The 13,696-nt window shown below is 60.8% G+C and carries 13 protein-coding genes; 5 read left to right on the top strand and 8 right to left on the bottom strand.

Going from position 1 to position 13,696, the window contains the following annotated elements; translation table 11 throughout:
- Positions 1-215: 215 nt before the first annotated feature.
- Positions 216-497 carry a DUF6455 family protein gene (locus tag E4M07_RS24675; RefSeq protein ID WP_136661088.1) on the bottom strand — a complete coding sequence of 94 codons (282 nt, stop codon included), beginning with the start codon at positions 495-497 and terminating at the stop codon, positions 216-218.
- 230 nt (positions 498-727) lie between these two features.
- Here E4M07_RS24675 and gatB point away from each other — a divergent pair, with 230 nt between their 5' ends.
- The 4 genes from gatB to E4M07_RS24655 all read left to right on the top strand — a co-directional run bounded on the left by gatB (position 728) and on the right by E4M07_RS24655 (position 3,710).
- Positions 728-2,227, top strand: a complete 1,500-nt coding sequence (gatB, locus tag E4M07_RS24670) for an Asp-tRNA(Asn)/Glu-tRNA(Gln) amidotransferase subunit GatB (RefSeq protein ID WP_136661087.1) — start codon at positions 728-730, stop codon at positions 2,225-2,227.
- A gap of 4 nt (positions 2,228-2,231) precedes the next feature.
- Positions 2,232-2,720: a GNAT family N-acetyltransferase gene (locus E4M07_RS24665; RefSeq protein ID WP_136661086.1), complete on the top strand. Its 489-nt coding sequence runs from the start codon at positions 2,232-2,234 to the stop codon at positions 2,718-2,720.
- A 120-nt stretch (positions 2,721-2,840) separates the two neighbouring features.
- Entirely contained in the window at positions 2,841-3,239 is a 399-nt protein-coding gene (locus E4M07_RS24660) for an NADH:ubiquinone oxidoreductase subunit NDUFA12 (protein WP_136661085.1), read from the top strand.
- 84 nt (positions 3,240-3,323) lie between these two features.
- Positions 3,324-3,710, top strand: coding sequence for a DUF2155 domain-containing protein (locus E4M07_RS24655; RefSeq protein WP_136661143.1), 387 nt, complete (start codon positions 3,324-3,326; stop codon positions 3,708-3,710).
- Between the two features lie 5 nt (positions 3,711-3,715).
- Here the strand turns inward: E4M07_RS24655 and aat are convergent, their stop codons facing one another.
- The 6 genes from aat to E4M07_RS24625 all read right to left on the bottom strand — a co-directional run bounded on the left by aat (position 3,716) and on the right by E4M07_RS24625 (position 9,140).
- On the bottom strand, positions 3,716-4,327 hold the full coding sequence (gene aat / locus E4M07_RS24650; RefSeq protein ID WP_136661084.1) for a leucyl/phenylalanyl-tRNA--protein transferase: 612 nt from the start codon (positions 4,325-4,327) through the stop codon (positions 3,716-3,718).
- Between the two features lie 219 nt (positions 4,328-4,546).
- The gene (gene accC, locus E4M07_RS24645; protein WP_136661083.1) at positions 4,547-5,887 is read right to left on the bottom strand and encodes an acetyl-CoA carboxylase biotin carboxylase subunit; all 1,341 of its coding nucleotides are present in this window, start codon (positions 5,885-5,887) and stop codon (positions 4,547-4,549) included.
- 8 nt (positions 5,888-5,895) lie between these two features.
- The gene (gene accB / locus E4M07_RS24640; protein WP_136661082.1) at positions 5,896-6,375 is read right to left on the bottom strand and encodes an acetyl-CoA carboxylase biotin carboxyl carrier protein; all 480 of its coding nucleotides are present in this window, start codon (positions 6,373-6,375) and stop codon (positions 5,896-5,898) included.
- 27 nt (positions 6,376-6,402) lie between these two features.
- On the bottom strand, positions 6,403-6,843 hold the full coding sequence (aroQ, locus tag E4M07_RS24635) for a type II 3-dehydroquinate dehydratase (RefSeq protein WP_136661081.1): 441 nt from the start codon (positions 6,841-6,843) through the stop codon (positions 6,403-6,405).
- 174 nt (positions 6,844-7,017) lie between these two features.
- Positions 7,018-7,782: a DsbA family protein gene (locus E4M07_RS24630; RefSeq protein WP_136661080.1), complete on the bottom strand. Its 765-nt coding sequence runs from the start codon at positions 7,780-7,782 to the stop codon at positions 7,018-7,020.
- A 32-nt stretch (positions 7,783-7,814) separates the two neighbouring features.
- Complete coding sequence (locus tag E4M07_RS24625; RefSeq protein ID WP_246660589.1) at positions 7,815-9,140, bottom strand: M48 family metalloprotease; 1,326 nt, start codon at positions 9,138-9,140, stop codon at positions 7,815-7,817.
- Between the two features lie 232 nt (positions 9,141-9,372).
- Between E4M07_RS24625 and E4M07_RS24620 the strand changes: the two genes are divergently transcribed.
- Entirely contained in the window at positions 9,373-10,527 is a 1,155-nt protein-coding gene (locus E4M07_RS24620) for an aminotransferase class I/II-fold pyridoxal phosphate-dependent enzyme (protein ID WP_136661078.1), read from the top strand.
- Positions 10,528-10,573: 46 nt separating this feature from the next.
- Here E4M07_RS24620 and E4M07_RS24615 read toward each other — a convergent pair whose 3' ends face one another.
- Positions 10,574-13,417 carry an Rne/Rng family ribonuclease gene (locus E4M07_RS24615; RefSeq protein WP_136661077.1) on the bottom strand — a complete coding sequence of 948 codons (2,844 nt, stop codon included), beginning with the start codon at positions 13,415-13,417 and terminating at the stop codon, positions 10,574-10,576.
- Between the last annotated feature and the right edge of the window lie 279 nt (positions 13,418-13,696).

Genomic DNA, 13,696 nt, shown 5'->3' with positions numbered 1-13,696 from the left:
TGACAAGCCGGTCGCCCGATTTTCCTCAAGGAACATCGGCGCAACCGGAACGGTTGCGGCGTGCAACCCTCACGTGCTTCACCTTGCCGCCGATCTGTGGGAAGCTTGCACCAAGAAAAAGGCCCCGGATCGCGTTAACGACCGGGGCGAGTTGAGGGATACTCTCCCATAGGGAGCTGTTTGGAAATGGTCCGCCGCCGATAAAGCGGTCGGGCCTATTTCAATTCATGGTGCAGCGCATGCGCTGCCTTGAGCCTCGAGAACAGGCCGCGGTTGCGGCAATATTCCGGCGCATTTGCCGGTTCGTTGCGCGTCTCCAGCCAGGCCTCGCATTCTCCGGCCTTGTCACAGCTCAGGCACCGCATGGCGGCTCTGCGATAGATCGGCCCGACATTGTTCAGCTCGGCGAGATCCTTGCGCAGGCCGAGCTTGGCCGTCATGCGCTCAAACAGGTCGGCATGACGGTCGATACGGGACAAAAACCGTTGAAAATTCATCGCTATCCCTCCGTTCATCATTGCCGTTCGATGCTGATATTACGCCCGCTGAAACCGGCACAATTTGATTTATGTCAAGCTTTTGCGCGATTCCCGGTTGACGTGCGACGGGTATGGACAACGTTCCTGCGGCAGAAAGGCTTGAACCTGCCCGAGCATTGGTTTAACCGGTATCGCGGTTCAAGAAACCCAACCGTCTCCTTGAAAATCAAGCGGCAAGAAGCTCCGAAATGACGATAATCGACACGCGCACGCCAGACCCAAAGCGGCTGATCCCGGGGGCCACCGGTGATTGGGAAATCATCGTCGGGATGGAAGTCCACGCACAGGTGCTCTCCAATTCAAAGCTGTTTTCCGGCGCCTCGACGGAATTCGGCAGCGCGCCGAACGACAATGTCTCGCTGGTCGATGCGGCCATGCCCGGCATGCTTCCCGTTATCAACGAGGAGTGCGTTCGCCAGGCCGTGCGCACTGGCCTTGGCCTGAAGGCGAAGATCAATCATCGCTCGATATTCGACCGCAAGAACTATTTTTATCCGGACCTGCCGCAGGGCTACCAGATTTCGCAGTACAAGGACCCGATCGTCGGCGAAGGCAATATCATCATATCGGTCGGCCCCGACAAGAAGGGTAACTTCGAGGACATCGAGATCGGGATCGAGCGGCTTCACCTGGAGCAGGATGCCGGCAAATCACTGCACGACCAGCACCCGTCCATGAGCTATGTCGACCTCAACCGGTCGGGCGTTGCCCTGATGGAGATCGTCTCCAAGCCTGACCTGCGCTCCTCGGACGAGGCAAAGGCTTATCTGACGAAACTGCGCACCATCCTGCGGTATCTCGGCACTTGCGACGGCAATATGGACGAAGGCTCGATGCGCGCCGACGTCAATGTCTCGGTGCGCCGGGTCGGTGAGGATTTCGGCACCCGCTGCGAGATCAAGAACGTCAATTCAATCCGCTTCGTCGGACAGGCCATCGAATATGAAGCGCGCCGCCAGATCGCCATCCTCGAAGACGGCGGCAGCATCGATCAGGAAACGCGGCTGTTCGACCCGGGCAAGGGCGAGACCCGCTCGATGCGTTCGAAGGAAGACGCACACGACTATCGCTATTTCCCCGATCCCGATCTGCTGCCGCTCGAATTCGACGATGCCTTTGTCGAAAGCCTGAAAGAAGGCCTGCCGGAACTGCCGGACGATAAGAAGGACCGGCTCATGGCCGATATGGGTCTCTCCGCCTATGACGCGTCCATTCTGGTGTCGGAAAAATCCATTGCCGATTATTTCGAGGCCGTGGCCGCCGGACGCGACGGCAAGATCGCAGCCAACTGGGTGATCAACGATCTGCTGGGCGCGCTCAACAAGGCCGGCGGCACGATCGAGGAGACACCCGTCACGCCGGAGCAACTCGGCGCCGTCATCGATCTCATCAAGGAAGGCACGATTTCCGGGAAGATCGCCAAGGAACTCTTCGAAATCGTCTGGACTGAAGGCGGCGATCCGAACGCCATTGTCGAAGATCGCGGCATGAAACAGGTCACAGACACCGGCGCGATCGAGGCCGTGGTGGACGAGGTAATCGCCGCCAATGCCGACAAGGCCGAGCAGGTGAAGGAAAAGCCTTCCATGGCCGGCTGGTTCGTCGGCCAGGTCATGAAGGCGACTCAAGGCAAGGCCAATCCGCAGGCGGTCAATGCACTGGTGCGCAAGAAGCTGGGTGTCGAATAGAGCCATGTGGGTAAGAACGGCCGGCGAGCGCGATCTGGCCGAAATCAATGCGCTGCTGGTGACGACCTGGCACGATACCTATGACCCGATCTACGGTGTCGAGAAGGTGACGGAAATCACCGACGCCTGGCACAGCGTGGCAGTGCTGAAACCGCGGTTGACGCAGCCGAACAGCGAGTTCGTCGTCGTCGATACAGGCGAGCGGATTTGCGCGGTGGCCTTCGCGTCGTCCGCGGACGGCCGCCTCATCCATCTGCACCAGCTCTATGTGCTCCCCGACGCACAAGGGAAGGGGGCCGGCGGCCTGCTGATGGACGAGATCATCGATTCCTTTCCCGAGGCGCAGCGTGTCCGGCTGGAGGTCGAGGAGACCAATGCGCAGGCCATCGCCTTTTATGAGAGAAAGGGCTTTGTCGAAATCGGCCGAACCGCCAATTGCGGCGAAGATGATTCCGGGCTGCCCGCGCTCATTCTGGAACGAACGCTCGGCTGAGCGACTTGCCACGGAATAGGCGCAATCGGGGCGCCAGATAGGTCTTGCAACTGGACAACGCGGCGCAGGCGGGGCATAAGGCGACAAAGTCAGACACCCGCATTCCGCACGAGGATATCGATGAAGAATTTCCTGCTCCATGTGTTTACCTGGTGGAACGGATCGACACCCGGAACGCGGTTCTATACCTGGCGCAAGGGAACCCGCGTTGGCGAAGACGAGTTCGGCAACGTCTACTATCAGGGCGGCAAGGACAGCGAGGGCCGCACCCGCAGATGGGTCATCTATAACGGCCAGTCCGACGCGTCCGCCATTCCGTCGGGCTGGCACGGCTGGATGCATCACCGCACCGATGTCTCGCCGGCCGACGAGGCATACGAGCCGAAGGACTGGCAAAAGCCGCATGAGCCGAACCATACCGGCACGGCGGCCGCCTACCGGCCCAGGGGATCGATTCTCACACCCGCCCGCCGACCGCGCGTGACCGGCGACTATGACGCCTGGACGCCCGGATCGTAGGAGCCTCGGGACTTGATGCGGACACGCTTGAATCTGATCGGCAGGATCGCCGGGGCATGTGTGCTTACGGTCCTGACTTCCGTTATGCCGGGAACCTCATTCGCCCAGGTCGAGTCGCAGGACCTCGCGCCGGCGCAGGACCCGCGCATCACCAACAAGGTGGCGGTGTTTTCCGGTATCGACAAGATAACCGGCCGCATCATCACATTCGATGTCTATATCGACGAGACCGTTCAGTTCGGCGCCCTGCAGGTCACGCCGCGGGTCTGCTACAGCCGTGACGAGACGCAGAAGCCGAAAACGACGACTTTTGTCGAGGTCGACGAGATCACGCTCGACCGCAAGATCCGCCGGATTTTCACCGGCTGGATGTTCGCGGATTCACCCGGGCTGAACGCCGTCGACCACGCGGTCTACGATGTCTGGCTGAAAGATTGCCGGATGGAATCGGACGTCCCGCCGCCGACCTGATCACCCTAGGCGAAACTGGCTTCGAGCATCATCGCTTCGCTGAGCAGCGAATCGTAGGTTTCCTTCGGAACATCGACGGCACCGAAGCGTTTGAGATGCTCGGTCGTGAACTGCGTATCGAGCAGGACGAACCCGCGCTGGCGCAGCCGTTTAACGAGATGTACGAGGCAGACCTTGGACGCGTCCTTCTCCCGCGAGAACATGCTTTCGCCGAAAAAGGCGCCGCGAAGCGATACGCCATAAAGGCCGCCCATGAGCTCGCCGTTGCGCCACGCCTCGACGCTGTGTGCATGCCCCAGGTCGTGGAGCTGTGAATAAAGCCGCCTGATCGTGCGGTTGATCCACGTCTTGCGCCGGCCGGGTCCGGGCTCCGCGCAGCCGTCGATCACCGCGTTGAACGCCGTGTTGATACGCACGTCGAAGCGGTTCTGCCGGCAGGTTTTCGCAAGGCTTTTCGGGATGTGGAACTGATCGAGCGGAATGACTCCGCGAATTTCGGGTTCGACCCAGAAGACCTCGGGATCCTCGGCCGACTCGGCCATGGGGAACAGGCCGCAGCTATAGGCTTTGATCAGCAGCTGCGGAGTGATGTTGAGGCGGTCCTCACTCCTGTGCATGGTCCAGTCTGATTCCCGGTTCACTAGGTCACTTGACCAAAGCAGCTCTGATCGCTGACGAGACCTGCTGCAGCCGTTCATCGCAACCGGCACAGCAATGCAAGGTCAGCGGGCATCCCGCCCGGCCCAACCGTAGTTTTATACCAAAATCATGGTGCAATCGAGGGCACATCGGCTGCTAGGAGTCGCAGAAATCGACCGATGAAGGAGGGCGCCCCTTTACTGGGTATCGAGATACTTCTCCAGCCAATGGATGTCGTAATCCCCATTGGCGATGTCCTGGTTTTCAAGAAGGTCCATGAACAGCGGTATCGTCGTGTTGATGCCGTCGATGACGAATTCGCCGAGTGCCCTGCGCAGGCGCATCATGCACTCGACCCGCGTGCGTCCGTGAACGATCAGCTTGCCGATGAGGCTGTCGTAATAGGGTGGAATGGAATAGCCCTGATAGACGCCGGAATCGACGCGAACGCCCAGGCCGCCGGGCGGATGATAGTGAGTAATGCGCCCCGGAGAAGGCGTGAAGGTTTTCGGATCTTCCGCGTTGATGCGGCACTCGATGGCATGGCCGTTGAAACGCACCTCCTCCTGCGTAACCGAAAGGCCGGCACCGGAAGCCACGCGGATTTGCTCGTTGACGAGATCGATGCCGGTGATCGCCTCGGTCACGGGATGCTCGACCTGCAGACGGGTGTTCATCTCGATGAAATAGAACTGGCCCTTCTCGTACAGGAATTCGATCGTCCCGGCGCCGCGGTATTTCAGCTTTTTCATGGCATCCGCGCAGATCGTTCCGATTTCCTGGCGCTGATGCGCGTTCAGCGCCGGAGAATTGGCCTCCTCCCAGACTTTCTGGTGGCGCCGCTGCAGTGAACAGTCGCGCTCGCCGAGATGGATGGCGTTGCCGGCACCGTCGCCCATCACCTGGATTTCGATGTGCCGCGGCTTGCCGAGATACTTTTCGATATAGACAGCCTCGTTGCCGAATGCGGCGCCGGCTTCGGTGCGCGCGGTGGCAAGGGCGAGCGAGAGTTCCGATTCATTGTTGGCGACCTTCATGCCGCGGCCGCCGCCGCCTGCCGTGGCCTTGATGATGACCGGGTAGCCGATCTCGGATGCAATCTGCACCGCCTCGTGCTCGTCCGTGACCTCGCCGCCCGAACCCGGAACAACGGGAATGCCGAGCTCCTCGGCTGTTTTCTTCGCGGTGATCTTGTCACCCATGATCTGGATATGCTCAGCGGTCGGTCCGATGAAGGTGATGCCGTGGGCTTCCAGGATTTCCGCGAATTTGGCGTTTTCGGAAAGGAACCCGTAACCCGGATGCACGGAGTCCGCACCGGTAATCTCGCAGGCCGAAACGATCTGGTGGATGTTGAGGTAGCTGTCCCGGGACGCCGGCGGTCCTATGCAAACGCTTTCGTCCGCGAGCCGCACATGCATGGCATCGGCGTCGGCGGTTGAATGCACGGCGACCGTGGCAATGCCGAGTTCCTTGCAGGCGCGCAACACGCGCAGGGCGATTTCACCGCGATTGGCGATAAGGATCTTTGACAGCATCAATCGGCCTATTCGATTACCAGCAGAGGTTCGCCGAACTCGACCGGTTGTGCGTCACTGACAAGAATCGCGGTGATCTTGCCGGCCCTGGGCGCGGGGATCTGGTTCATGGTCTTCATCGCTTCGATGATCAATACCGGATCGCCTTCTTCGACGGTCTGACCGATCTGAACGAACGGATCAGCATCGGGCCCCGGCGCAAGATATGCTGTTCCGACCATCGGGGACGTGACGGCATTGTTGACATTGACGCCGCCTTCGGACGGTGCTTCCACGGCGGCCGCGGCGGGTGCCGCGTTGGTGCTGGCGGCGGGAGCCGGGGCAGGGGCAATGATCTGAGTTGCCGGCGCCGCGGGCGTGCCCGCCCGGGAGACCCGGATGCGCAGGTCGTCCTGCTCGATTTCGATCTCGGTCAGGTCGGTTTCGGTCAGTATGTTGGCGAGGTCGCGTACCAGATCCTGATCGATACCTGTTTTTCGTGTTGCCATCGGGTCGTGTCCTATACGAACTTGTTCTTAGTTTTCCAAGATTTGAGCCAGTGCCCGCAGGGCCAGCGTGTAGCTGCCCGGGCCGAAACCTATAATCACGCCCGCAGCAACGGGCGATATCATCGATGTGTGCCTGAACGCCTCGCGGGCGTGGACGTTCGACAGGTGCAGTTCGACCACCGGGATGTCGATTGAGCGAATGGCATCGTGCAAGGCGATGGACGTGTGGCCGTACGCGCCGGGATTGATCGCGACGCCTGCGGCCTTTTCTCCGGCTTCCTGGAGCCAGTCGACCAGCACGCCCTCGTGATTGCTCTGTCGAAAATCGACCTTGAATCCGAGCGAGCCGGCTAGGTCGTTGCAGTCCTTTTCAATGTCACCAAGTGTAGCGCCGCCATAGATGCCCGGCTCTCTTATGCCAAGTGCATTCAGATTGGGTCCGTTGAGGACGAACACTGTGCGGGCCATGGTATTTCACCTGGAGGAATTTGGGTCACAGACATATAGACGGACCGATGCGGAATAAAAAGCCCCGCCTTTGGACGCCGGCTTAAAAAACTGTTGGATGTTTAACCGAAACGTGAAAACCGGCGCGTAAGCGTCGGTCTGGAAGATCCGTTCCGTCAATACGGCAAAGCGCGGTCAGCAGGTGGCGCTCTCGCAATTGCGCAGGTTGGCGATCTTGCCGGCCAGCGTGGGCATCCCAACGGCGCCGAACACGGCTTCGTCCCCGACGATATAGGAAGGCGTTCCGGAAATGCCGAGACCGTCCGCGATCATGTAGGATTCGCGAAAACTCTCGGTTATGGAGTCGTTATCCATGGCCGTGCGCAACTTGTCCTCGTCAATGCCGAGCTGCTTTGCCACCTCGATCGCGCTGACCTCCGTTGCCCGGTCACGGCCACCGAGGAGTTCAAGATGAAATTCCTCGTATTTTTCCGGCGCGACAAGCCTGACCGCCACGCTGACGCGATGGGCGGCTATCGAATCGTCGCCAAGGATCGGAAACTCCTTGAGGATAAACCGGACATTCGGATCCTCCGCGATGATCTCCTCCATGTCCTTGAGCGCTCTTTTGCAGAAACCGCAATTGTAGTCGAAGAACTCGACAATGGTCACGTCGCCTTCCGGGTTGCCCAGGACGACGTTGTGCGGCGAGTTGTAGATCGCGTCGTGGGAATCAGCGATGACCTGCCGTGCCTGCTCGCGCTGGATGCTCTCCTGCTTGGCCTCGTATGCGGCCTGGACTTCGAAGAGGATTTCGGGATTTTGGATCAGGTATTCTCTGATGAATTGCCCGATTTCCTCCTTTTCGGCGTCGTCCAGGGCCAGCGCCGGCAGCGGAGACGAAACTATGAGAGCGGCTGCTACCGCGCCCCCGATATATCCGCGTATGGTCTTGATCATGGTTTCTTCGTTCCTTCCGGCCAACTCTGTCATCACTTGGACTTGTATTTGACGATGTCGTTCGCCCGCTGCCAGCTGGGCGTACCCTTCTTCATCTTTTGCTGGGCGCGTGCGGCAAATCGCTTTGCGTCGCGCACCTTGCCGGCCCTGAAATAGCCCTCCGCCTGGGTCAGCTCCGCATTGGCGACGTCACCGGCTTTGGCATAGGCCCGGGACAGGTAGGTATAGGCATTGAAATTGTTCGGATCGGACGTCAGCGACGCGCGCAGTTCCCGGATCGCCTTCTTCATTTCAGCCGGATTGCCCGTCGAAAGGTAGGCAAAGCCCAACCGGCCGCGGAGGATGCCGGACTTGTACTTGTCCAGTTGAACCGCTTTCGCGAAAGCAGAGGCGGCTTTTGACGGTTGCCGTGCCTTGAGAAAGATTTCCCCTTTCATCTCATGGAGATAGGCGTTGTTCCTGTCGCCGGCGATCAACTTGTCGATCTCCGACATTGCTCTGCGTGTGTCACCGCGCAGATAGGCTGAAATGGCCATGCCGTAACGGGCGCCGACGCTGTTGGGATTGTTGCGGAACACGCGGCCGACGGCCGGCGCGCCGCCGGAGTAGGCGGCGATCTTCCCCCGGATCATGTCATGGCGCCTTTGCAGCGCCGGAGAATCCTTCTTGTTGTAGTGCCTGCTCTTTTTCGCAATTTCATCAAGCAGGGCAATGCGGTCCCGCGGCAGCGGGTGACTTTGCTCGTAGGGATTGGCGCGCACACCGGCCAGTGCGTTGTTCTGGGAAAAGCGCTTGAAGGTCGTCAGCATGCCCTTCGCCGATTGTCCGGTGGCGTTCAGGTACTTGACGGCTGCCCGGTCGGCGGTGATTTCCTCCGAACGCCGGTAGCTCAACAGAGCGCGCTGGGCGACCGACGGCGCCGCCTGTGCCAGTCCTCCGCCCACGGCGGCGGCACCCTCGGTGCCGCTCAGGCTGCCGGCCGCGGCCGCGCCGATACCGGCGAGGGCGCCGACGACGGCAAGCGTTCGGGCGCGCGCGATCTGTTCGCGCAGGCGCTGCTGATGGCCGCCTGCAAGGTGGCCCGACTCATGGGCAATCACGCCGATGATCTCATTCGGGGTGGCCGCGGTCGCCAGCGCGCCGGTGTTGATGAAAATCCGGCGTCCGTCGACGAATGCATTGAAGGACGGGTTGTTCACCAGGATGATATCGATGCCTTTGCGGCTGAGTCCCGCTGCTTTGAAGATGGGGCGCGCGTAATCGAGCAGCAGACCCTCGATCTCGGCGTCTCGCACGACGGCGATGCGGCCCTGGGCGCTGGCTGTCGATATCGGCCCATAGACGATTGTGATGCTCAATAACAGGAGCAGAACTGTGCGCGTGAAGCTTGAACAAAACGGCAATTTTGCGGGCCTTTTGCGTGGTTGTGCAGGCATAAAGGGAATCTCCGGGCGACCATAGCAGCCAATTGAGCGCAATGCACAGTGCCGCATATTGTTCATCGCGTGAATGTGATTACGCCGATATGGTTGTGATCGCCACGGCAATCGGGCATTTGTGAGGCGTTGTAACTTTGTCCGGGAACCGTTTGTGACCAAAACATCTTCGCGAAGCGCCATCGAACCCTTCCATGCCATGGATGTCCTGGCGGAAGCCACCAGGAGAAGCAGGGAAGGGCACCCCGTCATTTCGATGGCGGTTGGTCAGCCGGCGCACGGCGCGCCGCGTGCGGTGGTCGATGCCGCCCGCGAGGCCCTGTTGACGGAACGCATTGCTTATACCGACGCGCTGGGCAAGTCCGAATTGCGTGAGAGAATCGCCCGCCACTACCGGTCGCACTACGGCGTGGAAATCGATCCGCGGCGCGTTGCGGTAACGACGGGATCCTCGGCCGGCTTCAACCTCGCGTTCCTCACCATGTTCAATGTCGGCGACCGCGTCGCCATCACGCGGCCCGGATATCCGGCCTACAGGAACATATTGACGGCACTCGGTCTCGAGGCGGTCGAGATTCCCGTCGGACCCGCGACGGATTTTACCTTGAGTCCCGGTTTGCTGGAGGAAGCGGCAAGCCGTTACGGGCGCATAGCGGGTGTTTTGCTGGCCAGCCCGGCCAACCCGACAGGAACCGTGACGGGTGGCCAGGCCCTTTCCGCACTGATTGACTATTGCGACGCAAACGGCATCACGTTCCTGTCGGACGAGATTTACCACGGCCTGACCTATTCCGGAGCGGAAACGACGGCGCTGGCCGCATCCGACAGGGTTCTGGTGATCAACTCGTTTTCGAAATACTACTGCATGACCGGTTGGCGCATCGGCTGGATGATTCTCCCGGAAGCGGCCATCCGGCCGTTGGAGCGGGTGGCCCAGAGCCTTTATATCAGCGCGCCGGAACTGTCCCAGATCGCCGCCTGCGCGGCTTTCGACGCCACGGACGAACTCAAGGCGGTCAAACAGGGATATATGGCCAATCGGAAACTTCTGATGAAACGTCTGCCGGAGATCGGCTTCGACATCGCTTCGCCCATGGATGGTGCGTTCTATGCCTATGTGGATGCGAGCCGCTTTACGAACGACTCCATGCAGTTCTCGAAAACCATGTTGGCGGAAATAAACGTGGCTGCGACACCCGGCCGGGATTTCGATCCGGTTGAGGGGCATCGGACGATCCGGTTCTCCTATGCCGGCTCATTTGCCGAGATGGAGGAGGCGCTGGACCGGATGGCCGCCTGGCTGTCCTGACCTGTGGCGGTTGCCGGCCGGGTGATCCGGCCGGCGCAATGCTGATTTACTGAAGGAACCCGCGCCGCTGCCACCAGCCGGCCTTCTTGGGCTTGCTGTCGACGGTCTCTTCCTCCGCCCGTTCGCTGACCGTCGAGGTCAGCTTGGGTTCGGTCGGACCGTCATCGTCGGCCGATTTGCGCCGGCGGCTCGGCCGCGCGGCGGTTTCCGCCTCGACGGCGCTGTCGGCAGCTTCGATCGCCTCGGCCGCCGCGACGTCGACATCGATGGCCGCTGCGACCACTTCGTCGGCATCCGCAGTGGCTGCGTCTTCCTCGTCCGACTTCTTCTTGCGGGATGCGCGCTTTCGCTTCGGTTTTTCATCCGCCTGCGGTTCAGGCTCGCTGATCTCCACCGTGACCTCGTCGACCTGCACCTCGACGGTAGCATCGTCGTTGGATTCGGTTTCGGTGGGGCCGGCCTCGGCCGCGGCATCTGCCGTCGCGTCTGCTGCAGCGGCTTCCACCGTCTCGGACGATTCCTGTTCACGGTTGCGCTTGCCGCCGCGTTTGCCCCGGCGCCTGCGCTTCTTGCGGAACTCGCCGTCGTCATCCGAACGCGCCTCCGCATCGGCGTCTGTCTCACGCGCATCGTCGCCGGATCCCGACGCCTCCGCCTGGCTCTCGCCACGGTCCTCGCCGCCGCGACCGCGCCGCCGCCTGCGACGTTTGCGCTTGCGTCCGTTGCCTTCGTCCTCGCCGGACTGTGCGGCGGTTTCCTCGTCGGCGTCGGCATATTCGGTATCGACCTGGACAGCGTTCTCGATAACGACCGGGGAGTCGACGGGCTCGCCCTGGTCGATCGCGATATGCTGCAATCCGACATTGGGATCGGCTTCCACCGAGATCGAAAGACCGAACCGGCTTTCGAGTTCCATGATCGTGTCGCGCTTCTGGTTGAGGACGTAGAGCGCGATTTCCGGCAGAGTGCGGATCGTGATGTTGTGCGTGGTGTTCTTGATAAGGTGCTCCTCGGCGGAGCGAAGAACATGCAGTGCGACAGACGAGATGGACCGCACATAGCCGGTTCCGCCGCAGGTGTCGCAAACCTGCATTGTGCTTTCAAGGACACTGGCGCGAATGCGCTGGCGCGACATCTCAAGCAGGCCGAAATGCGAGATCCGGCCGACCTGGATTCGTGCTCGGTCGCTTTTCAGGCAGTCTTTCAGCTTCTTCTCGACCGCGCGGTTGTTGCGCTTTTCTTCCATGTCGATGAAGTCGATGACGATGAGACCGGCAAGGTCCCGCAGCCGCAACTGGCGGGCGACCTCCTCAGCTGCCTCCAGATTGGTGCGCAGCGCCGTGTCCTCGATGGAATGTTCCTTCGTGGAACGTCCGGAGTTGACGTCGATCGCCACAAGGGCTTCCGTCTGGTTGATGATGATATAGCCACCGGATTTAAGCGTGACCTGCGGTTGCAGCATCTTGTCGAGCTGCGCCTCGATGCCCGAGCGCGCGAAGATCGGCTGCACGTCGCGATAGGGCTGCACGGCCTTTGCGTGGCTCGGCATCAGCATCTTCATGAAGTCCTTGGCCTCGCGGTAACCCGCTTCGCCGGAGACAATGATCTCGCCGATATCCTTGTTGTACAGATCCCTTATCGACCGCTTGATCAGGCTGCCTTCCTCGTAGACGAGACAGGGCGCCGTCGAGGTCAGGGTCAGATTGCGGACATTCTCCCAAAGCCGCATCAGGTATTCGAAGTCGCGCTTGATCTCGCTCTTCGTCCTGTTGGCACCGGCGGTGCGCAGGATCACGCCCATGCCCTGCGGAACTTCGAGGCCGCGCGCGATCTCCTTCAGGCGCTTGCGGTCCGGGACATTGGTGATCTTGCGGGAGATGCCGCCGCCGCGCGCGGTGTTCGGCATCAGCACGGAGTAACGGCCGGCCAGCGACAGGTAGGTGGTCAGTGCGGCACCCTTGTTGCCGCGTTCTTCCTTGACGACCTGGACGAGGAGGATCTGGCGCCGCTTGATCACCTCCTGGATGCGGTACTGCTTGCGCTGCTTGCGGGCCCGGTCCGGAACTTCCTCCAACGCGTCTTCAGCGCCGACGGATTCGACCGATGCGTCGCTGTCGTCATCGTCGTCGTCGCTGTCGTCGGAATCGTTGCCGTTGCCGCCCTTGCGGCTTTCCGCTTCGGGCGCGTCGTCATCGCCGGACGACTCTGTATCGTCTTCGCCGTCTTCCCCGTCCGCTCGTTTGGCTTCGACGGATTCGGAGACCTCGTCCGCGTCGATTGCCGCGGCGATGCTGTCCGGCGGTGACTTGTCGTCTTCCGGAGTGTCCGCGGCAGCCTCGGCTTCGCCCTCGACGGGCTCGGGCGCTCCATCCGTTTCCGCGGATGCGGCCTGAACTTCGCTGTCGTCCGATGCGTCGTCGTTTGCCTCTTCCGCCGGTGTCGTGGCCGCTGCGGCCTCGTCAGCCGCCGTGTCTTCGGCCTCGGCATCGGCCTTCTTGGCTTCAGTAGTCTTTTTGTCCTTGCGAGCCTTGCCGCGGCTGCGCCGGGTCCGGGTCTTCTTCTTGGCGGGTTTTTCTATCTCGTCATCGTCGTCGTCACGAACCTCGGCCGCTTCCGCCTCGATGAGAGCCTGCCGGTCCGCGACCGGGATCTGGTAATAGTCGGGATGAATTTCCGAGAAGGCCAGGAAACCGTGACGGTTGCCGCCATACTCTACGAATGCTGCTTGCAGAGAGGGTTCGACCCTCGTTACCTTGGCGAGATAGATATTTCCACGCAGCTGCTTCTTGTGCTGCGATTCGAAATCAAATTCCTCAATCCGGTTTCCACGAACAACGACGACGCGCGTTTCTTCCTCGTGGTACGCGTCGATTAGCATTTTGTCTGCCATGTAATAGATGCTCCTCGGCGACAGCCGGCAATATGCTATGGCCCGGAGGTCTGGTCCGGGCGTATATCGCTGCCGCTGTGCCGAAATTGGTATGTCCTGACCGGATTGGACGCATCACGCCTACAGGCTCCGGAGCACCGCTGGTCCGAAGGTCCTTGTTTGAAACTGTAGCCGGTTGCATTTCCATCCAAATTCCAGGCAGGAAACTATGAACAATAGGTCCTTTTCAGACCGATGAGTTGCGCTTCCTTGGGAGAAGCATACGGCCATCGCCGCAAT

The sequence above is a fragment of the Nitratireductor sp. XY-223 genome (assembly GCF_004959855.1).
Classification (GTDB): domain Bacteria; phylum Pseudomonadota; class Alphaproteobacteria; order Rhizobiales; family Rhizobiaceae; genus Hoeflea_A.
Note: the sequence above shows the minus strand (reverse complement) of the source record. Positions and strands in the feature narration are given on the sequence as shown.